This window comes from Metabacillus rhizolycopersici (assembly GCF_020075705.1).
The window spans coordinates 21,756-42,606 of record NZ_JAIQUM010000039.1 but is presented as its reverse complement, the minus strand read 5'-3'; the positions used below and the strand labels follow the sequence as shown (position 1 = coordinate 42,606).

General features: G+C 36.3%; 19 protein-coding genes. 17 read left to right on the top strand and 2 right to left on the bottom strand.

Annotated elements, in window-relative coordinates; genetic code table 11:
* The 11 genes from K9V48_RS16450 to K9V48_RS16400 all read left to right on the top strand — a co-directional run bounded on the left by K9V48_RS16450 (position 1) and on the right by K9V48_RS16400 (position 11,626).
* Positions 1-393 (top strand): VOC family protein, encoded by a 393-nt coding sequence (locus K9V48_RS16450; RefSeq protein WP_224140120.1) that lies wholly within the window; start codon positions 1-3, stop codon positions 391-393.
* A gap of 18 nt (positions 394-411) precedes the next feature.
* The gene (locus K9V48_RS16445; RefSeq protein WP_224140119.1) at positions 412-876 is read left to right on the top strand and encodes an SRPBCC family protein; all 465 of its coding nucleotides are present in this window, start codon (positions 412-414) and stop codon (positions 874-876) included.
* 271 nt (positions 877-1,147) lie between these two features.
* The gene (locus tag K9V48_RS16440) at positions 1,148-2,128 is read left to right on the top strand and encodes a nuclease-related domain-containing protein (RefSeq protein WP_224140118.1); all 981 of its coding nucleotides are present in this window, start codon (positions 1,148-1,150) and stop codon (positions 2,126-2,128) included.
* An 822-nt stretch (positions 2,129-2,950) separates the two neighbouring features.
* Positions 2,951-4,006, top strand: coding sequence for an extracellular solute-binding protein (locus K9V48_RS16435; RefSeq protein ID WP_224140117.1), 1,056 nt, complete (start codon positions 2,951-2,953; stop codon positions 4,004-4,006).
* A gap of 76 nt (positions 4,007-4,082) precedes the next feature.
* On the top strand, positions 4,083-5,096 hold the full coding sequence (locus K9V48_RS16430) for an ABC transporter ATP-binding protein (RefSeq protein WP_224140116.1): 1,014 nt from the start codon (positions 4,083-4,085) through the stop codon (positions 5,094-5,096).
* 12 nt (positions 5,097-5,108) lie between these two features.
* Positions 5,109-6,815, top strand: coding sequence for an ABC transporter permease (locus K9V48_RS16425; protein WP_224140115.1), 1,707 nt, complete (start codon positions 5,109-5,111; stop codon positions 6,813-6,815).
* Positions 6,816-6,874: 59 nt separating this feature from the next.
* Positions 6,875-7,741, top strand: coding sequence for a glycerophosphodiester phosphodiesterase family protein (locus K9V48_RS16420; protein ID WP_224140114.1), 867 nt, complete (start codon positions 6,875-6,877; stop codon positions 7,739-7,741).
* A 27-nt stretch (positions 7,742-7,768) separates the two neighbouring features.
* Positions 7,769-8,551: an inositol monophosphatase family protein gene (locus K9V48_RS16415; RefSeq protein ID WP_224140113.1), complete on the top strand. Its 783-nt coding sequence runs from the start codon at positions 7,769-7,771 to the stop codon at positions 8,549-8,551.
* 59 nt (positions 8,552-8,610) lie between these two features.
* Positions 8,611-10,785 carry an extracellular solute-binding protein gene (locus K9V48_RS16410; RefSeq protein WP_224140112.1) on the top strand — a complete coding sequence of 725 codons (2,175 nt, stop codon included), beginning with the start codon at positions 8,611-8,613 and terminating at the stop codon, positions 10,783-10,785.
* A gap of 243 nt (positions 10,786-11,028) precedes the next feature.
* The gene (locus K9V48_RS16405; protein WP_224140111.1) at positions 11,029-11,334 is read left to right on the top strand and encodes a SemiSWEET family sugar transporter; all 306 of its coding nucleotides are present in this window, start codon (positions 11,029-11,031) and stop codon (positions 11,332-11,334) included.
* A 106-nt stretch (positions 11,335-11,440) separates the two neighbouring features.
* Positions 11,441-11,626, top strand: coding sequence for a hypothetical protein (locus tag K9V48_RS16400; protein ID WP_224140110.1), 186 nt, complete (start codon positions 11,441-11,443; stop codon positions 11,624-11,626).
* A 65-nt stretch (positions 11,627-11,691) separates the two neighbouring features.
* Here the strand turns inward: K9V48_RS16400 and K9V48_RS16395 are convergent, their stop codons facing one another.
* Positions 11,692-11,967, bottom strand: coding sequence for a spore morphogenesis/germination protein YwcE (locus K9V48_RS16395; RefSeq protein WP_224140109.1), 276 nt, complete (start codon positions 11,965-11,967; stop codon positions 11,692-11,694).
* Positions 11,968-12,290: 323 nt separating this feature from the next.
* Here K9V48_RS16395 and K9V48_RS16390 point away from each other — a divergent pair, with 323 nt between their 5' ends.
* The 5 genes from K9V48_RS16390 (at position 12,291) to K9V48_RS16370 (ending at position 18,606) form a co-directional block, all read left to right on the top strand.
* Positions 12,291-13,499 carry an MFS transporter gene (locus K9V48_RS16390; protein ID WP_224140108.1) on the top strand — a complete coding sequence of 403 codons (1,209 nt, stop codon included), beginning with the start codon at positions 12,291-12,293 and terminating at the stop codon, positions 13,497-13,499.
* A gap of 429 nt (positions 13,500-13,928) precedes the next feature.
* Complete coding sequence (gene nfsA, locus K9V48_RS16385) at positions 13,929-14,678, top strand: oxygen-insensitive NADPH nitroreductase (protein ID WP_224140107.1); 750 nt, start codon at positions 13,929-13,931, stop codon at positions 14,676-14,678.
* 761 nt (positions 14,679-15,439) lie between these two features.
* Positions 15,440-16,351: an NAD(P)/FAD-dependent oxidoreductase gene (locus K9V48_RS16380; protein WP_224140106.1), complete on the top strand. Its 912-nt coding sequence runs from the start codon at positions 15,440-15,442 to the stop codon at positions 16,349-16,351.
* A 419-nt stretch (positions 16,352-16,770) separates the two neighbouring features.
* Positions 16,771-17,760, top strand: coding sequence for a UDP-glucose 4-epimerase GalE (galE, locus tag K9V48_RS16375; RefSeq protein ID WP_224140105.1), 990 nt, complete (start codon positions 16,771-16,773; stop codon positions 17,758-17,760).
* Positions 17,761-18,051: 291 nt separating this feature from the next.
* Positions 18,052-18,606 (top strand): HPP family protein, encoded by a 555-nt coding sequence (locus tag K9V48_RS16370; protein ID WP_224140104.1) that lies wholly within the window; start codon positions 18,052-18,054, stop codon positions 18,604-18,606.
* Between the two features lie 310 nt (positions 18,607-18,916).
* Here K9V48_RS16370 and K9V48_RS16365 read toward each other — a convergent pair whose 3' ends face one another.
* Complete coding sequence (locus K9V48_RS16365; protein ID WP_224140103.1) at positions 18,917-19,411, bottom strand: PTS sugar transporter subunit IIA; 495 nt, start codon at positions 19,409-19,411, stop codon at positions 18,917-18,919.
* Positions 19,412-19,815: 404 nt separating this feature from the next.
* Here K9V48_RS16365 and K9V48_RS16360 point away from each other — a divergent pair, with 404 nt between their 5' ends.
* On the top strand, positions 19,816-20,811 hold the full coding sequence (locus K9V48_RS16360) for a LacI family DNA-binding transcriptional regulator (RefSeq protein ID WP_224140102.1): 996 nt from the start codon (positions 19,816-19,818) through the stop codon (positions 20,809-20,811).
* Positions 20,812-20,851 lie beyond the last annotated feature (40 nt).

Genomic DNA, 20,851 nt, shown 5'->3' with positions numbered 1-20,851 from the left:
ATGAATCGAAAAATTGGACATCTCACCATTCTTGTAAACAATTATGATGAGGCAATTGATTATTATACAAATGTATTAGGCTTTACACTACTTTCCGATCAATCGTTTGGTGAGGGAATGCGTTGGGTAACAGTTGTCCCATCAAAGCGAAGTGAAACAGCGATTGTCTTTGTTCAAGCAGATACCGATGCAAAAAAGGAACGTGTAGGTTCCCAGGCTGCACAGCACGTATTTTTAGTAATTGAAACAGATGACCTTAACCGCGACTATACAATAATGAAGGAAAAAGGTGTTACCTTCTTTGGCGAGCCAAGAGAAGTGCCATGGGGAATAGAAGTTGTTTTTGAAGACTTGTACGGTAATCGTTTTGACTTACTACAAGTGAAAAAATAGTAAGATAGGAAGATCATTGTGCCGATAATTAAGACAGATATGTTTATTTATGCACCGCGCGAAATCTGCTTTGATGTCGCCCGCGATATTGATATACATACCCGATCAACGAGTCAAACGAATGAACGAGCAATCGCAGGTGTGACAAGCGGTTTGATCGGGTTAAACGAATCCGTAACGTGGGAAGCGATCCATTTTGGAATCAAGCAGAAGCTGACCGCACGTATTACTGAATTTGACTTTCCAAACCGATTTGTCGATGAGATGGAAAAAGGGGCATTCAAACGCTTTTATCATGTCCACGAATTTATTGAAAAAACGAATGGAACACTCATGATTGATACATTTGATTACACCTCGCCGTTTGGTCTAGTAGGTAAGCTCGCAGATCGGGTGTTTTTAGAGCAGTATATGAAGGAATTTTTTATTACGAGGAATCGGTATATCAAAAAGATAGCTGAAGAGAGAGTAAATATGAAATAACGCCGCAGGGATGCGGCGTTATTTTAATTACGATGAAGATGAGATTCGTGTCGAATTTTATCGAATACAAGAAAAAATAGCAAAGTTGCAAAATTATCAAGTTAAGTTGCAAAATCCCCCACAAAGGTTGCAAAATTCTCTCTAAGAGTTGCAAGATTCCCCTTCAAAGTTGCAAAATCATCTTACTAGCGCCAAAATTTTTCTTAATCTTAAGCAGGATTTTATCAGAAAACATCGAAATAAGCGGGTAAAACCAGCTAGGAGTGATAAAATGATCGTTAAAATACGTACTGTTCCCCTTTCAATTGAAAAATTACAAGCTTTGATTTGCCGGACACCACCAATTCATTCAAAAAGCCCAATCATGAATGAAAATTTATCAAAAAGACTTTCAGGTTACAAAGGAGAAACATATCTTGACTATCCATTAAGCTTCCTATCCGAAAAGGACTACTACATTCTTCACGACCTTCGCTTACATGATTCTACTCACTATTTTCAGCTTGATTCATTTGTTATATCTACGAACTTTATTATGATTCTAGAGGTAAAAAATATAGCCGGTAAAATCTATTTCGATCCAATATTTCATCAACTAATTCGAACGTTAGATGGAAAAGAAACAGTCTTTGAAGATCCGATCGTTCAAATAAGTCGCCAAGAGTTGCAACTAAAAAAGTGGTTAAGAAAAAATCAATTTCCGGAAATACCGATTCTCTCTCACGTTGTTTTTACCCATCCGAAAGCACTTCTTCGCACCTCTCCTGAAAACCTGGACCTTCATCAAAAAGTAATCCATCGTAACTTTCTATCAACAAGATTTACCCAGATCGAAAAGGAATATCCTGAAGAACGCATATCGTTAAAGGACATTAAAAGGATGATAAAGCTTTTGAAGAAGCAGCATACGCCTCTTGATAAACCGATTCTAGAACAATATGGCATTCATTATGATGAGCTACTTAAAGGGGTCTTTTGTCCTACTTGTCATCATCTTCCAATGGAGAGAGCGTACGGTACGTGGTACTGTCCTCAATGTAAAAACAAAGTGAAAGATGCACATATTGCTGCAGTAAAAGATTATTTTCTCCTTTGCGGCCCTGAGATAACGAACAAAAAGCTAAGAGATTTTTTACAAATTTCCTCTCCCTATTTAGCTTCAAGACTACTCCGTTCTATGAATTTACCTAGTGATGGAACAACGAAAAATCGAATCTACTATTTGTCATCTGAAAGAGAGTTCGAGAAATAAAGTAAAGGGTTAAAAGACCTTATTTTTGTAAAAAAATCATTTCAAAGGTAAAAAATATACCTTTTCTTATGAAGTTTGTGTAAAGAATTGTAAAAGTAACCAAATTACATTAAATGTATTTCATTACAATAATTTTGGAGAAAGGCATTCATACATTTGTCGTGAATGTAACGTCACCAAGTTATTATCAACTGACTACATTCAGTTTGATTTACAGAAGTGACAAACGATTGAAGGGTAACTGTATGTAGATATAAGAATTGTTCATACTAAAAGGTGTAAAGACTGCTTCAAGATTCAGTTTTGAAGTAGTCTTTTTGTTATCCGAAAACAAATATACCATTTTTGAATTATACAGACGTGAGGGGATATCTAGTTCTCGCCTTCGCTTTTTTGCTGAATCAATCCAAATATATAGAAATCTAGATTAGTCTATGAAAAGATGCAAAAATTAGGCTTAGATAGATTTTTTTGGTGAGGAGTTAAAATCATGGTGACATTTCAGCAAAAAGAGCTTCAATCCTTGATATAAGAGCTTTTTTCGAAGTGAAATTCTGGAGTATATCATTGGCGGATAGAAGTAGTAAAATAAAGGCCTTTACAATCTTTACAAAACAGTAAAACCTTTATTTGACACGTTCCAATAATATAAAAAACCCCTATTTTTCACCCTTATTTTCAACATTTTTTTCAATTTGTAAAGCATGTATTAATATTTTAAAGATTCCGTAAATCGTATTGTTTTAAAAAAAATCAGCTTATATAATAACCATGCAAGACAAAATTGACACGTTCAAAAAACAAAAGGAGAGATCATTTTTTATGAAGAAAACGTGGTTATTAATCGTTGCACTTGTTTTTAGTATGGTTTTAACAGCTTGTGGAGGGAATCAAGAATCCTCCGAGGGAGCTGCGGAAGGAAAAGATAAATCTCTAGTAATTTATACAAATTCTGCATCGGATGGTCGTGGAGATTGGGTGAAGGAAAAAGCTGCTGAACAAGGATTTAAAATTGAAATCGTTGAAGCGGGTGGAGGAGACATTCGAAATAAATTAATTGCAGAAAAAGCAAATCCAATTGCAGATGTTGTTTACGGATTAAATGAAATGAACTATATTGCATTAAAAAATGAAGATGTTCTTGAACCATTCACCCCTGTCTGGGCAGATGAAGTAGAAGAGGGGACAAGCGACCCTGAAGGTTACTATCATTCATTAGTGAAACAAGCGATTCTATTAATCTACAATTCTGATTTATACACGGAAGAAACGGCTGCATCTGACTGGCCAGAATTATGGGAAAATGAAGCATTTCATGGTTTATATGAAGTACCAACTAGTTTAGGCGGGGATACAACTAGAACTGTCATTGCAGGTATTTTAGTACGTCACCAAGATCCAAATGGTGAATTTGGTATTTCGGCTGAAGGCTGGGAAGAAATTAAGAAGTTCTTTGACAATGGGACTCTTGCAACAGAAGGTACTCCTTTTTATGCAAACTTAGCAAATGGAACGACCCCATTCGGTCAAATGTTCTCAAGCGGAATTCAACAAAGAGAAGAAGAATATGGTGTGAAAGCAGGTATTGTATCCCCTGAAATTGGTGTACCATACGTTACAGAACAAGTTGCGATTGTGAAAGGAACGAAAAATAAAGAGGTTGCAGAAGAATTTATTAACTGGTTTGGAAGTGCTGAAGTACAAGCAGAATGGGCAAAAGAATTTAACTCTATGCCAACGAATATAGAGGCAGCTAAATCAGCTAATCCAGAGGTAAAAGCATTACATGAATCCGTGAAGAAGCAAGACATGGATTGGGAATTCATTACTGAAAATATTGACGCTTGGATTGAAAAAATCACTTTAGAAATTCAATAAATATATAAGGTTAATTGGCCTTGGTTTTTGGTTGAAAACCAAGGTTTCATTTTTCTAAACTAGTGGAGGGAATAAGATGATTGAATTCAAAAATATTCAAATCAAATTTGGTGATTTCACAGCCATTCACAATTTAAATCTTGAAATTAAAGAAGGCGAGTTTTTTACACTTCTGGGACCTTCAGGATGTGGGAAAACAACGACGCTTAGGAGTTTAGTTGGATTTATCAATCCAACAAATGGCGACATCCTAGTTAATGGAGAGAGAATAAACGATATTCCTGTAGAACGCCGTGAAATAGGTATGGTATTTCAGAGCTATGCACTGTTTCCAACCATGAATGTATATGAAAATTTAGCATTTGGACTTCAATTAAGAAAATACAAAAAAGATGAAGTAGATAAACAAGTTAGGGAAATTGCCAGGAAAGTAGATTTAAATGAAGAACAGCTTTTTAAAAAAGTATCTGATTTATCAGGCGGCCAACAGCAGCGGGTTGCCATTGCAAGGGCTCTTGTAATAAAACCAAAAATTCTTGTGCTTGACGAACCGTTATCCAACTTGGATGCTAAGCTAAGAAAACAACTTAGAGGAGAATTAAAAAAATTACAGTCGCAATTCGGAATCACGTCCATTTATGTTACGCATGATCAGGAAGAAGCACTAACAATGTCTGACCGAATCGCAGTATTTAACAAAGGCAATATTGAACAGGTTGGAACACCAAAGGAAATATTTGATCATTCGAAAACAGAATTTGTTTGTAACTTTATTGGCGATAACAACTTTTTACAGCCATCATTTTTACAGCGAATAAAAAATGAATGTAATGTAGCGATTGATCCATCGAAAAAAGCTTATATCAGACCAGGAAAAGTGACAACTAAAAATGTCGATGTCAAAAAATATGACGTGATAGTAGAAGGAGAAATTGTTGAAAAAGAGTATCACGGCATTTCTTCTAAAGTCATTTATGAGTTAGGTAATCAACGAATCGCAAATATGGAGATAGAAGATAATTCAAACGATTATGGATTGGGAAGTAGAAAAAGAATCGCATTTCAAACATCAGATATTTTAGCTTATTAGAAGGTGGACATGATGCAAATACAAAATAAGTATAAATTAAAAAACAACCTGTTTATCCTTGCTATTGGGATTGTATTATCGTGGCTATGTATCGCCTACCTGATTTACCCGAATATCAATCTATTAATCGCGACGTTTTTCCAGGATGGTGGCTTTACGTTAGAGCCATTTGAAAAGTTGATGAAATCTGAACGTGCAATGGGAAGCTTATGGAACAGCTTTATTTTAGCAATTGCCGTGGTTATAACAGTGAATATGGTTGGTCTGTTTCTAGTATTTATCATGGGTTATTTTGAAATCAAGGGAATGAAGTTTCTACGGTTTGGCTATTATTCAACCTTAATCTATGGAGGGATCGTATTAGTAGCAGGCTATCAATTTATTTATGGTGATGTAGGAATCGTGACCAACCTTTTGCTATCCATTTTTCCGGATATGAACCCGAATTGGTTTAAAGGATTTTGGGCCGTCTTGTTTGTTATGACATTCTCTAGTACATCAAACTATGTCATCTTCTTATTAAATGCCTTGCAAAAAGTAGACTATCAAACGATTGAAGCTGCAAGAAATATGGGGGCAACTGATTTCCACATTATAAGAAAGGTGATTCTTCCCGTTTTAAAACCAACCATTTTTGCCTTGACTATTTTGCAGTTTATCGGAGGATTAGGGGCATTTGCAGCACCAAAAGTGGTCGGAGGAGAATTCCAAACGATCACACCGATGATCTTAACATTTTCCGGTATCGTCAGTTCCAGAGATTTAGCCGCCTTATTAGCTATTTTTCTAGGGTTAGCTTCGATGATTCTACTTGCAGTCATGACAAAAGTAGAATCCAAGGGGAACTATATGTCCGTTTCAAAAGTAAAAACAAGTTTGGTGAAACAAAAGATCAACAATAAATTTGCCAATGCCATAATTCACATGATGGCATATGTATTATTTGTGCTCTATACACTGCCAGTTGTTCTAATCTTTTTATTTTCGTTTACTGATTCCAAGGCGATTGCCACAGGTAAATTAACATGGGACAGTTTTACATTAGAAAACTATATTACTGTATTTACCAACGCAAGTGCTTACCAACCGTTCCTTGTGAGTATCATTTATTCAGCACTCACTGCCATCATTGTTGTAGGGTTGATCCTATATATTGCACGGTTAATTCAGAAGTATAACAATAGATGGACGGCGATTCTCGAATATATTCTTCATATTCCTTGGATGTTACCTTCCGTGTTAATTGCGATGGGGCTGATTATTACGTATAGCATTCCAAATGCGGTAATGTTTAACAAAGTATTAACTGGAACGGTAGGCATATTATTAATTGGTTATATTATTGTTCAAATTCCTTTTGTATTAAGAATGTTAAAAGCGTCCTTTTATTCCATTGACACTTCATTGGAAGAAGCGGCAAAGAATTTAGGAGCAAGCAATATAAGGACCTTCTTTAAGGTGTTATTGCCAATTATTTTACCTTCTGCTTTGGCGTTAGTTGCCTTAACATTCAATTCAACGTTGGATGAATATAATTTATCGATGTTTTTAAGTCATCCATTTTATCAGACATTAGGAATTACCATACAAAACAGTACATCACCAGAAGCGTTACAGGATACAAGAGCATTAACCTTTGTCTACACGGTACTATTAATGGTCATTTCAAGTATTGTTCTTTACCTTGTTTATGGCCGAGGAACAAAGACAGGCAAATAACAAGATAAGTTCGATGAAATGAAATTGCAATTGTGGAAACTAAAAAATGGAGGTACATCATGATTGGGAACAAAAACTACAATGATACGACAAAATTATTAAATAAGAAATTAGGATCGGAGCCCTTTTTAATTGCTGTCCATCGTGGAAGTAGCATGGGAAATATAATTGAAAATACGCTCCCTGCTTTTTATGCAGCGATGCAATCCGGCGCAGATATTTTAGAAATTGATGTGGTTCGCTCAAGTGATGGAAAATTTTATTTATTCCATGATGGAAATGAGCGCAGGCTTCTGGGACAGGATAAAAATATCAGGCAAATGGATTCTGTGTTCATTGAGTCTTTAAACTATCGAAATAATATCGGACAAGTTGTCAATTATAAAGTAGAAAAATTAGAAAATGTCTTAACGAGCTTAAAAGGCAGCGGCATGCTCCTCAATTTAGACCGTTCTTGGGATGATTGGAATACATTGCTTCCTTTCCTAGATCAGTTTGACATGGCAGATCAAATTATTTTAAAATCCCCAGTCATTCAAAGTTGTCTATCTATTTTGGAACAGCACCCTGTAAAGTATCCCTACATGCCAATTGTGAAAAAATTAGATGAAATAGATGAAGTTCTAAGCTATGAAGATATTAATTTGACAGGCATGGAATTAATTGCAGAAGATAGGGATAGTGTATTCTTTCAAGATGATATCATCCGCGGTATTAAAGAAAGGGAATTATTTATTTGGCTAAATGCCATTGTACTGAATCATAAGGACGTATTGTATGCAAAGTATGATGATGACCAATCCATCATTAAAGGACCTGCTTACGGTTGGGGAAAACTTGTTGAAAAAGGGTGTGACATCATTCAAACCGATTGGCCAAGTTTATTAGATAATTATAGACAAGAAATTAGTAAGAAGAATGACTGATTTAAAAAAACTGAAAAGAGGATGAGTATGAATAAATCATCTATCCAAGATATCCATGCCCATGTTTTAATGTGGCTTGAGGAAGCAGCACATATGATACGTGATTCGTTTGCCGAACATTTAATGATTGAGACAAAATCGAATCGCAAGGATTTAGTCACAAATATTGATAAAAACGTTCAGGATTTCTTTACTCGGAAAATCACGGAATACTATCCCACTCATCAAATTTTAGGTGAGGAATCTACGGAACAATTCATAGATAGGAATAGGGAACATGTATGGATAATTGATCCAATTGACGGGACGGCAAATTTCGTAAAACAACAGGATCATTTTTGTATCCTTATTTCTTATTACGAAAATGATATTGGAAAATTAGGCTATATTTATGATGTGATGAATGATGATGTTTATTACGCGATAGAAAATGCAGGAGTTTTTCTAAACGATAGGAAACTGCCTGCTCCACCAGCTATTTCTTTACATGAAGGGCTTGTCTCTGTTGATGTACGAAATTGGTGCGGCAAACTATGTTTGGAAAGACTGGCTATGGAAGCCTTTGATCTCCGATATTTTGGCTGTGGCGGCATTGACAGCATTCATGTGATAACTGGCAAGTTTGCGGCATTTGCAACATCGATAGCAGGTCCTTGGGATAAAGCAGCACAGCTGATTTTCGCAAAAGAATTAGGGCTATGCGTCTCCAAATTTGATGGAAGTGATGTGAATTATTTGGAAGGTGGGGATTGGGTAATTTCCAATAAAGCCGCATACGAGGATCTTTTAGCTATTGTTAAAAGATTTTAAAACTTGAAAACGTGAGATAGATATAAAAGATTGCTAGAATTTAAAAGGTGGTGGAAATGATGGCAACCATATTGGATATAGCAAAAGAAGCAGGGGTATCGCATGGTACGGTATCCAATGTTTTAAACGGCAAAGGAAATGTCAGTTCAAAAAAAATGGAGCTTGTGTTAAAAGCGGCTGAAAAATTAGGATACAATCTTAATAATAATGCAAAGCTGCTTCGTTCCGGTAAAAGCCAAACCATCATTATGATTTTACCTAGTCTTGGATTAGAGGAATACTCTATTTTTTATGAAAATGCTTTGAAAGAAGCAAGTTCCAGAGATTATCAGATTAGGCTGTACTGTACTTATGACAATCCAATAAAGGAAAAACAAATTATTAAAGAAATTATTAAAGAGCGTCCAGCTAGCATTATCACTGTCTCTGCGTTAGACGATGCTAACGAGTATTATGATCATATTCCGATTAGTAAAAGTGACATCATTTTTATTAATAGAAATATAGCCAACGTACAGGAATTTATCACGTTTGATTTTAATCAGGCCGGGATTGATATTGTAACATTTATTGATCAACATACCACCGGGAAAATTGCCTTGTTTACTGGGAAAGACAACTTTTCGAATGAGCACGATTTTACAAATTCGTTGTTAGAACATTTAGATAATCGGGATGTTACTGTATATCAATCCACTTTATCCCATGAATACGAAAATGCATTTAAAATTGTCTTAGAATCTTCCTTCGACTGTATCATTGCAACAAATGTCTCGAAAGCACAATTATTGGTTAAAGCATTTCATTATGGTTCAAATCAAAACTTACCAAAAATTATAACGCTCGGACCATTAAAGAACATGTACAGCAATGAAATGATGTACTATTTTCAGGACTTCGGATATTTGGGTGAACGAGTCGTGAAGAATATCATTCAAACGATAAATTTAAAAGATAAAAGTCATTCCAATATTTATCCAAATTATGGATTTCTAATGAAGCCAGACCGATATAAAAGTTTTCAATCAGAGATTACGATTCTTACCATTGATTCACCAGCAACGCATGCACTAAAAAAAGTCATTACGCATTTTGAAAAGAATACAAACTGCATCGTACACCTTGATATAAAATCCTATAATGAGGTTTTTCAAATCATTGAGGACGACGAAAAGTGGAAAAACTATGATATTATTAGGCTGGATATTGCTGGTTACTCTTGGTATGGGCAGAAAATTTACCGCCCACTGCAAGGATTAGAAGTAGAAATAGATGCATTTATTGAAGCATTGCCATACTTTCTCAAAGATGCTTACGTCAATATAAATGATACTGCATATGCTGCTCCATTTGATATCAGTATTCAGATGTTATTTTATAGGAAAGATATTTTTGATAATGATATCGTAAAGCGAAAATACTTTGAAGAAACCAAATCAGAACTTAAAATTCCTACGACATTTGAAAAATATAACGAAATAATCACGTTTTTCAATGAGAGCGACTTTGATCAAGTAAAAGAATTAACTGGTGCGTCGATGATTTCAGGAAACATTGAGACCATTGCAGCTGAATATTTGCTCAGGTATTATTCCTTAAAAGGTGATCTTCTCACTGGCACAGATATTCAATTGGACCAAGAAATAGCGATCTATGCCATGAAGTTACTTTACGATAATTATAGGAATTCTCTGGTCATTGACTCAAATTGGTGGGGAGAGGAAGTACAAGCCTTTATTGATGGGAAATCGGCAATGGTAATTGGATTTATGAACCATTTATCTGTTGTCTCGCAAAGTAATATTAAAGATTCGATTGGAATTGCCGATGTTCCAGGGAACACGCCTCTGCTTGGCGGGGGGATTTTAGGGATAACGAAATCAACGAAAAAAGTGGAAGCATCCATTGAATTTCTTACTTGGCTCAACAGTCCAGAAATTTCAGAACAAATCAATTTACTAGGTGGGAATACGGCAAGCTATTTTCTCTCTAATAACTCTGTTGTCAGAACGATGTATCCATGGCTAGCAAAAGCGAAAAAAACCATCATGAATGGAAAACGAGAGACTGTTTTTGAAAATGGCCAGTGTATCGATTTAAAACATACAGAAGAAATCATTGGAAAACATATACTAAAACTATTAACAGAAGAACAACCGCAGTTTGAAAAATGTGTAGAAAACATAAATGAAGAATTGAAGGAAAAACAAGAAATATTGACCGTTCAGGTTTAGGGTGGAAAGCAAGGGGACGGTTCTTGTTCGTGATAGTGCCCAGTTGATTTTAATATAATAGAGGACGTATCCCTGCAACACCATCTGATTCTCTAATATATTCTAATAAATTAGCTAATCCATTACTTTGAAACTTGATTACGGGCTTACTATATAGATTGACTGTTTTACTAAAAATCCATTATGATCATCCTCGTTTATATAATGTTTTCGATATACATGATCAATTTTCGAAGGGAATTTATGTCAATTACATTATTGGGAGTATTTGCTAGACTTTTAACTAGCTGTTCTTTTATCCCGCAAGCATACAAAGTCATTAAAACAAATAGAACTCAGGATATCTCTCTTCCGATGTATAGCTTATGTACAATTGGAGTGTTTGTCTGGATCATCTATGGACTGATGATTAATGATTTGGCCATTTTATTAACAAATATCGTTACTTTTGTACCGACATTAATCATTCTCATCCTGACCCTTAAAAATCATATACAAAACAAACAAAAAACAATTAAACAGAGCAACTGGCCTTCTTTGCGCGGGTGACTTCCAATAAAAGTGGGTGTGATCAAGGCTTATATGTAAAGTCGTCCACTTTCCTATAAAGATCCAAACTCATCCTTCTTCATGGAGAAATGAGTTTGGATCTTTTTTGACGGGCAAACGGGAAAGTGCCTTTGAAAATGGCCAAAGTATTGATTTAAAACAAGCTGAAGAAGTAATCGGTAAATACATGCTGCAATTACTGACGGATGAGCAGCCTAATTATGACCAATACGTGGAAAAAACAAATGAAGAACTTGAGGTAAAGCAAGAGGATTTAGTAACCCAACATTAAAAGATCCCGATCAAATTAGTAGCAATAAAGAGGATGACTCACAATGAAGTCATCCTCTTCTATTATTATTGAATAATTCTTTTTGGTTTTTTCATCATCTTAAAGAACGGTACGATGAATAAGTGGAAAATTGCCATATGGGCAATAAATACGTTAACAGTAAATGCTAGCATAAAGATGGTGTCTCCAAGTATTCCGAAATCAGCATTCATATTTGAAATAAAGACTACCCACATTGCAATTATGACAGGGATATGCATGATGGCTAGTGTTCTTCTTTCCATCCATAAAAACAGTGGTGTAGCAGTTGCGATTAATAAATAGGCGAAAAATACATCCATTACAATCAGCTCCTTATAATTGATAACGCTTTCACAATTGTGTCAAAAAAAAGGATGATTTGTGAACGTTTTGTTACATTTACTATATCACATCTTGACAAAATTAACAAAGTAAAAATTCACAAAAAATGTAAATGATAATAAAAAGGGGAGAAAATAGGGTTGTTAGTCAATAAAAGTTGACGATATGGAATTTTTTGCAGTATAAGTGAAGGTGGTGTGTTTTTCCTGCTAGAGAAAAAGAAGCGGATTTGGGACATACTTAATAGATATGAATGGACCGATCACATTATGATAGGTTTGGAAATGGAAAGGTGGTTTGAATGAAGAAAACGAAGGAAATATCTAGGCGGAAATTGCTTGGTATCGCGGGCTTAGGTTGGATGTTCGATGCCCTGGATGTCGGAATTCTCTCGTTTGTTATTGCTGCTTTGCAAAAGGATTGGAACTTGTCCACAGCACAAATGGGATGGATTGGTAGTATGAATTCAATTGGAATGGCTGTTGGTGCTTTCGTATTTGGATTAATGGCAGACCGAGTGGGAAGAAAAAATGTGTTTATTATTACGCTGCTTTTATTCTCAGTAGGAAGCGGTTTATCGGCATTTGTTACGTCTTTAACCTTATTCCTTATTTTAAGGTTTTTTATCGGGATGGGATTAGGTGGCGAGCTTCCGGTAGCATCAACTCTTGTTTCAGAAAGTGTCCCTGCCCATGAGCGTGGAAAAGTGGTTGTATTGCTAGAAAGCTTCTGGGCTGGAGGCTGGCTTCTTGCAGCACTTATATCGTATTTTGTTATTCCTAATTTTGGTTGGCAAGCGGCATTAATTTTGACTGCCATTCCGGCTTTTTATGCTTTATATTTACGCTTGAATCTCCCTGACTCACCGCGCTTTCAAGCGATGAATGTGTCGAAGCAAAAGGAATCATCAGTAAAGAAAATTGCAAGAGTATGGACAAAGCCGTATGTCAAACAAACGACAATGCTTTGGATTTTATGGTTTTGTGTTGTGTTCTCTTACTATGGCATGTTTCTTTGGCTCCCAAGTGTGATGATTATGAAAGGGTTTAGTTTAATCCAAAGCTTCCAATACGTGTTAATTATGACGCTTGCTCAATTACCAGGTTATTTTGTTGCAGCCTATTTAATTGAGCGAACTGGACGTAAATTTGTCTTAATTACCTTCTTAATTGGGACAGCTGTTAGTGCATACTTCTTTGGAAATGCAGAGACACTTCCATTATTGCTTACTTCAGGGATCTTTTTATCCTTCTTTAACTTAGGGGCATGGGGAGCACTATATGCGTACTCACCTGAGCATTATCCAACAGAGATACGGGGAACAGGTACCGGTTTAGCTGCAGCCTTTGGACGAGTTGGGGGAATTTTAGGACCGTTGCTTGTCGGTTATTTAGTTGCTGCAAAGGTTCCGCTTGATACAATTTTCCTAATCTTTGCCGTATCAATTATTATTGGCGCATTAGCCGTTTTATTTTTAGGTGAAGAAACGAAGAAAAAAGAGTTAGTATAAGTATGTTTTCTTTTGTGGGGATCAGATTAAAAGCTGGTCTCTTTTTTTGTAATATAAGAATTTATAAGTTTTGACTTTGAGAATTGTCTAGCGCAGGCGTCCGGTCCCTCGGGGTCTAAGTTACGCCTTCTATTCATGCGCGTCTTATGCCATGCCTGAGACTAATCAAGACGCTTGCGCTTTTCTTTGCAGGATAAGAAAGTATAAATTTTTGAACTTAGTGTTGGTGTCTAGCGCAAGCGTCCGGCCCCTCTTAGGTCTACAGCCACTTTTGAATTGAAGGTAAAAAACACCTTCTATTCAAAAGCGTCTTATGCTATGCCTGAGGCTGATCAAGGCGCTTGCGCTTTTCTTGTTAAGCACTATCAATGCCGAAATCCCATAAAAAGGGTATGCTAGAAGTAGTCATTTAAAAAAGGGGGAATCGTTGTGAATCAGGTCATTGAAACGATATTAGATCACCGTTCAATTAGGAAATTTGAGGACACAGCATTAACAGAGGAGCAAATAAAAACAATTGTTCAAAGTGCACAAGCTGCATCCACCTCAAGTTTTGTACAGGCATACTCGATTATCGGTGTGAAAGATAAACAGAAAAAGGCGAGGTTAGCTGAATTAGCCGGTGGTCAGTCGCATGTTGCTGAAAATGGCCACTTTTTTATCTTCTGTGCAGATCTTCATCGTCTTCAATTCATCTCAGAAAAGGAAAACCAAGATTTTAATGTTGTGTTAGAAAGCACGGAAAAATTTATGGTTGCCGTGATTGATGCAACACTCGCTGCCCAAAATGCTGTGATTGCTGCAGAGTCAATGGGACTTGGAGCTGTGTATATCGGCGGCTTAAGAAATGAGTTAAGTGAGGTTTGTGAATTGTTAAAAACACCAGACCTTGTGCTACCAATCTTCGGTGTTGCCGTTGGTTATCCAGTCCATAAACCTGGTCAAAAACAACGGTTGCCATTAGAACATGTGTATCATGAAGAAGAATATGAGCAAAATAAGGACGTTTATTTAGCACAGCTTGAACAATATGATCAAGACATTACAGAATACTACAATAAACGCACGAACGGACAAAGAAAGGACACATGGACGGGGCAGATGTCAGGAATGATGTCGCAAAAGGCAAGATTGTATATGAAGGAATTTGTTGAGAGTAAAGGATTTAATAAACGATAACACGTCAGGTCTGACTTCATTGTCAGGCCTTTTGTCATTGTTTAGGAAATTATAAAATTCTTGTACTGTGGATAAGCGCACCACATCCAGCTCCAGCGCCTAGCCCCTCTTGGGTCTAAGCCACTTTTGAATTGAAGGCAAAGTACGCCTTCTATTCAAAAGCGTCTTATGCTATGCCTGAGGCTGATCAAGGCGCTTGCGCTTTTGTCATTTTGGGAAATGGAGAAGCCTATGTGAAAAATAGTTGCTCAAATAAGAATTCATGATTGACGAAGATTCGGTATATGATGCAGATGAGTACCCCTGTGTAATTAGCGGGAAATAGTAATCGAAATAAATTCAATCGAACTCTCCTTGTGCCGATAAAAGGACAAACTATGACAAAATCCCTGTGTATAACTTGTGGATAGTGGGTATAAGCTCTAATATATATTGTGGCGAACGTTTGTACTCACACAAAATGTGGATAAAAATTGTGGATATGTTGATAACTTTTGTGGATAAGGTGTTATTAACAGAAGTTATAGGTTGTTAATATCTGAATTTTCCATCGAGAAATGAAAAAATCTACTTAGTATAGTAAATTTTTTAGTAGTTTTCATCGAGTTACCCACAAGCAAACCGATTTTTTAATAAGTAAGAAAAAGCAGTGAACATTCTACACCCAGTTTCTTTGTACCGATATAAAGCTAAAAATGCATGACACTCTCCACTTTTACACATTCTAATTCGAACAAATAAAAAAAGGACGTGTAAGCAGGGTGGCGAAGAAAACATACGAATGTATCATCATCGGAGCTGGTATTGCGGGACTGCAGGCTGCGATTCAGCTTGGGCGATATATGCATAATGTCCTCGTGATTGATAGTCAAAATGGAAGATCCAACTTATGCAGAAGCTATCATAATATTCTTGGCTGGCCTGAGGGGGTAAGTGGGCAAACCCTTAGGGAATTAGGTCATAAGCAGGCAAAAAGCTTAGGGATTGAATTTATCAATGATATTGTCGTTGAAGCAGAAAAGGTGGAGAAGTTAATTTTACTTCGAACGGAACAAGGAATGGAGTACCAATCATCGACTCTGTTAATTTCGACAGGTATTAAGGACCGCATTCCGAGTATAAAGAATATTGAACCATGTTTAGGAATTTCAGTATATGTTTGCCCTGATTGTGATGGATATGAGGTAAGAAACAAGCATGTTTTAGTGGTTGGGTCAGGGAAGACTGGGGCAAATCTTGCTTTAACACTAACCTATTGGACGAAGAAAGTGACCTTCATTGATCATGAAGCGGGGGAAGTGGATCAGTCACTAAAACAACAGCTTAACGAGCAGGGGATTACCATTATTACCGAACAAGTTGAAGCGGTCGTCGCGGAAAATGAAACAATATTTAAAGGGGTTAAACTAAAAAATGGTCAAACTATTTATGGTGAAAAGGGGTTTATTGGCTTTGGAGGAAACGTCGTTCATTCTAAATTAGCTAGTCAATTAGGTGTTGAGCGGCTAGAAAATAAGCATGTTCTCGTAAATCCCCGAACAAAGGAAACGAATGTAACGAATGTTTGGGCTGCTGGTGATGTGGTTGCCCATTCAGAACAAGTAACGATTGCAATGGCGGATGGTTGTCAAGCGGCAATCTGGATTCATAAACGACTGTTAAAAGGGATCTAAAAAAAATTACATAAAGCGGAAATTCCATCAGTGGGGGTTTCCCTTATTGGATGGGTCTTGTATTATAGTAGAAAAGTAGTTACTAAAATATAGGAGTTGGAGCGGTGAAGTTACAGTCGTGCAAGCGAGTTGTTCTCGTTTAGGAAATTATAAAATTCTTGAACTGTGGATAAGCGCACGACATCCAGCGCAAGCGTCCGGCCTCGAAGCACAGGACGTGCAAGTGCAGTCAATCCGACAGGACGTCGCGTTCTTGACTGCCTCATGGGTCTAAGTCAACCAGGAATTGAAGGTAAAAAACACCTTCTATTCCTGGTCGTCTTATTTGCCCGAGGCTGATCAAGGCGCTTGCGCTTTTGTTCTGATTCCATTTCGTACACCTAGATAAATGAGTTTTTTAACAATTGGAGGTAATAAGCATGGCGATATTAGTATGTGGTGGCGCAGGTTATATAGGAAGTCACGCAGTATCAGAGCTTTTAGATCGAAATGAAGACGTCATTGTTGTTGACAATTTACAAAAGGGTCACAAGCAAGCTGTTTTAGAAGGGGCTAAGCTTTATACAGGTGATTTACGTGATGAAGCTTTCCTTAAGAATGTATTCCAAGAAAATGAAATTGAAGCTGTCATTCATTTTGCCGCAGATTCGCTCGTTGGTGAAAGTGTTGAGCTTCCACTTCAATATTATGAAAACAATGTTTACGGAACAATGTGCCTGTTAAAGGTCATGACGGAATTTGGCGTGAAGAAAATTGTCTTTTCTTCTACAGCAGCTACATATGGAGAGGCAGAAAATATTCCAATCGTCGAAACTGATCCAACTGTTCCGACTAATCCGTATGGCGAAACAAAGCTAGCGGTAGAAAAAATGCTGAAATGGAGCCAGCAAGCTTATGGGCTTAACTATGTTGTTCTTCGTTACTTTAATGTAGCAGGAGCTCATATGGACGGGAAGCTAGGGGAAGATCATCAACCTGAAACACATTTGATTCCAATCATTTTGCAAGTAGCGTTAGGTGATCGTGAGAAAATTATGATTTTCGGTGATGACTATAACACAGCTGATGGTACGTGTATTCGTGATTATATCCACGTAACGGACTTAGCTAATGCACACATATTAGCTATTGAAAAGCTTCGCAAAGAAAACAAAAGTGCAACCTATAATTTAGGGAATGGAAATGGCTTTTCCGTAAAAGAAGTCATTGAAACAGCTAGAGAGGTAACAGGTCATCCGATCCCTGCAGAAGTTGCACCTCGTCGTGCGGGAGACCCTGCTATTTTAATTGCATCATCTGAAAAAGCAATGGCTGAATTAGGCTGGAAACCAAAATATGCTGACCTTCACACCATTATTGAAAGTGCATGGAATTGGTTCCAAAAGAATCCAAGTGGCTACGGAAAGTAAGGATTTAATTAAGTATTATAGAAAAATAAAATAAAATTCAAATTGCTAGTATAAGATAATCGTATAGTGGAGATAATTGTAGTAATCCCCCCTTAATCTTTATATAAATGTATGTACCTCCTTACTTGTAAGGAGGTGTTTTTTTTTGTGTGTAGGAAAAGGGAAATTAGAGAATTAAAAAAGAAGTATTAAATATATTACTTTATCTCTTTAATTAATAATAAAGATGATTTAAAATAATATGTGAGAAATTCTTACAAAAGACTTGAAATTTAGTAGGGTGGATTAAACATGAATATAGAGAAAATGAGAAGAGTAGAGGTACATTCTCTTACTCAACGATTAACTACATATATTAAAAAAATGAAGGGAGAAACCATATTTAAATCGAGGTTAAACTATGTGGATTTGCTGATTTCGTCATTTGGTTGTCTTCTTGCTATGAGTATGATTAGTGTAATAGCTATTTCGATTGGTTATCCAATGGCCCTTGGTCCGCTTGGAGCTAGTTGTCTCCTTATTTTTGGTGCCCATAATGGTCCCTTTTCCCAACCTCGCCACATCATTGGTGGTCACTTAATCGCAACCCTTGCAGCGCTCATCATTTGGAATATTTTTGATGGGAGTTTTTTTATCATTGGGATAACTCTGGCGGTTGTTATTATTTTAATGGTATTAACAGGCACGATACACCCTCCAGCAGCAGCTAGTGCTATTGTAGCAATTAATTCTGGTGCAGGCTGGGGGTTTATTGCTTGTATGATTATATGTAGTATTTTTTTAGTTATCATTTCCTTATTTTATAATAATTTGTTTCAATCAAGACGATATCCTAAGTATTGGTGATAAGTATAAAGGCCTAGCGCCTTGTCGATAAAGAGAGGCTGTCTCAAAGGGTCAGACCCTTTTGAGACAGCCTCTTAAACAGTTTGAAAACGTGCGTATTCTTCGTTTCTAATGAAAGAAATATAAAAAAATCCCAAAAGCAAAAAACGAGGAAAGGATAGTTCACTTCCACCTTCGTTTGTAAAACGGACTATGCCAAATTGATAATTAGTAACACATTGGTAAGCCGTATGTCCATAGTAGGACACATGCGATTTGGTGAGTAGTTTTTGACAGTAATTTAAGAGAAGCGTGTGATTCAAAAGACCTATTAATTAAGGTGGCACTTAAAGATTGACTCTCCCCTATTGACCTCTAAATTTTCAACATGTTCAATACTCTTTAGCTTTTCTTTATTCGTTATTATGATCGGAGTCACAAGATTTTTGTTATTCTTTTCTAAAACCTCAAGGTTAACGTTGAGTAAAGCATCTCCTGCTTTTACAGTTTGATTATTTTTGACTAATGCCTCAAATCCCTCTCCGTTTAGTGCAACTGTCTCTAACCCAAAATGGATAAGAATTTCTAGTCCATTATTAGAAAGAATTCCAATGGCATGTTTAGTAGGGAAAACATTAACGATTTTTCCGTTAACCGGAGAAACAACTATTCCATTTCTAGGAATAATAGCAATACCCTCACCAATCATTTTTTGAGCAAATACTGGATCAGGAACCTCTTCTAACGATAAAATTTCTCCATCAAGAGGTGAAAAGATCTCTTCCATTTCGGCAATTTCTTTTTTACCAAATAATTTTTTTAACATCATAATCCCCTGCTTTCGACTTAATATGAATACCACACTTTAAGAATCAATAGAATCAATTCTTTACTATGGGATGGAGAAATAACACGCATAACACCTAGCCCTCTTTTAGTTAAAATAGCATTATTTAACCTTTTTAAACAAACAAATGTAAAGTGCTAAACTTCCGAAATTTCTCCTGTTTATGAACTTATCTTAAGTCATTCAAGAAGTCAACAAAGTTTTCCGCTCATTTATTTTGAACAAGAATGAAAGATAAATTGAAATTTGAGCAAAATGTTTGGGAATTTTACGAGTATTTTCTTTTCTTTTTTTACCGGTCGTTTCTTTAATTCAGAGGGTATTGAGAAAGAATTAGTGTATACTGAAAGTTACAGATTGTAATAATATGGAGTTGGTAAAGTATGGTCACAATATCAGATATTGCAAAACAATCAGGTGTTGCGAAGAGCACAGTTTCCAGGTTCCTAAATGGTGGATCAGTTAGTGAAACGACAAAGTTAAAAATTGAAAGCGTGATTAATGAAACAGGGTATATCCCTAATACATTTGCACAAAGTCTAAAAGCAAAGAGAACTAATATTATCGGGACAATCGTTCCTCGTTTAAACTCGTTTGCTACATCTCAAACCCTTATTGGTATTGATGAACAATTACGTGAGTATAATTGTCAGATGATAATTTCAAATACGAGTCAGAATTTAGAACGTGAAATAGAAAACATTTATAGTTTCGCTAAACAGAAAATTGCAGGAATCATTTTGCTAGCAACCCAGATTACTGAAGCTCATCTAGAGGCCACCCGTAAAGTTAACATTCCGATCCTTTTAGTTGGGCAACAACATGACGCTTTTTATAGTTTGATTCATAATGATTTTGATGCGGGCTATGATATAGGGAAATATGTGCTTGAAAAGGGACATCGAAAAATTGCTTATCTAGGTGTTTCTGAGAAAGACATTGCGGTTGGGTTAAAAAGAAAGTCCGGTTTTCAACGTGCGGTAAGTGAACATAGTGACTGTGAAGTACACTATTATGAGACTAGCTTTAAAATTGGTGAAGCAATTAAAAAAGTTCCTTCAATCATCGATTCAATTCAACCAACTTTGTTTGTGTGTGCAACAGATAATATTGCTCTAGGTGTATTAAAAGCCGCGTCATTAAAAGGGTTGAATATCCCGAATGACGTATCAATCACAGGTTTTGGTGGATATGATATGACTGAAATCGTTTATCCGGGAATTACCACCATAAAATTTTATTACGAAGAAGTAGGTACGAAAGCTGCACAAATGCTAATGAAATTAATCAACGATGAAAAAGTGGATAAAACTACCATATTGAACTATAAAATTATTGAACGAGAAAGCGTTGACAATCTATCGTTGAGTAATCTATAATCAATAAAAAGCCGATTCCAAAAAAGGTTTTAATTCGAAC

Coding starts and splice junctions, on each gene's coding strand:
- K9V48_RS16365 (WP_224140103.1), bottom strand. CDS start 19,411: ATGTTAAAAAAATTATTTGGTAAAAAAGAAATTGCCGAAATGGAAGAG.
- K9V48_RS16450 (WP_224140120.1), top strand. CDS start 1: ATGAATCGAAAAATTGGACATCTCACCATTCTTGTAAACAATTATGAT.
- K9V48_RS16435 (WP_224140117.1), top strand. CDS start 2,951: ATGAAGAAAACGTGGTTATTAATCGTTGCACTTGTTTTTAGTATGGTT.
- K9V48_RS16405 (WP_224140111.1), top strand. CDS start 11,029: ATGTCAATTACATTATTGGGAGTATTTGCTAGACTTTTAACTAGCTGT.
- K9V48_RS16430 (WP_224140116.1), top strand. CDS start 4,083: ATGATTGAATTCAAAAATATTCAAATCAAATTTGGTGATTTCACAGCC.
- galE (WP_224140105.1), top strand. CDS start 16,771: ATGGCGATATTAGTATGTGGTGGCGCAGGTTATATAGGAAGTCACGCA.
- K9V48_RS16395 (WP_224140109.1), bottom strand. CDS start 11,967: ATGGATGTATTTTTCGCCTATTTATTAATCGCAACTGCTACACCACTG.
- K9V48_RS16440 (WP_224140118.1), top strand. CDS start 1,148: ATGATCGTTAAAATACGTACTGTTCCCCTTTCAATTGAAAAATTACAA.
- K9V48_RS16420 (WP_224140114.1), top strand. CDS start 6,875: ATGATTGGGAACAAAAACTACAATGATACGACAAAATTATTAAATAAG.
- K9V48_RS16360 (WP_224140102.1), top strand. CDS start 19,816: ATGGTCACAATATCAGATATTGCAAAACAATCAGGTGTTGCGAAGAGC.
- K9V48_RS16390 (WP_224140108.1), top strand. CDS start 12,291: ATGAAGAAAACGAAGGAAATATCTAGGCGGAAATTGCTTGGTATCGCG.
- K9V48_RS16410 (WP_224140112.1), top strand. CDS start 8,611: ATGGCAACCATATTGGATATAGCAAAAGAAGCAGGGGTATCGCATGGT.
- K9V48_RS16425 (WP_224140115.1), top strand. CDS start 5,109: ATGCAAATACAAAATAAGTATAAATTAAAAAACAACCTGTTTATCCTT.
- K9V48_RS16415 (WP_224140113.1), top strand. CDS start 7,769: ATGAATAAATCATCTATCCAAGATATCCATGCCCATGTTTTAATGTGG.
- K9V48_RS16370 (WP_224140104.1), top strand. CDS start 18,052: ATGAATATAGAGAAAATGAGAAGAGTAGAGGTACATTCTCTTACTCAA.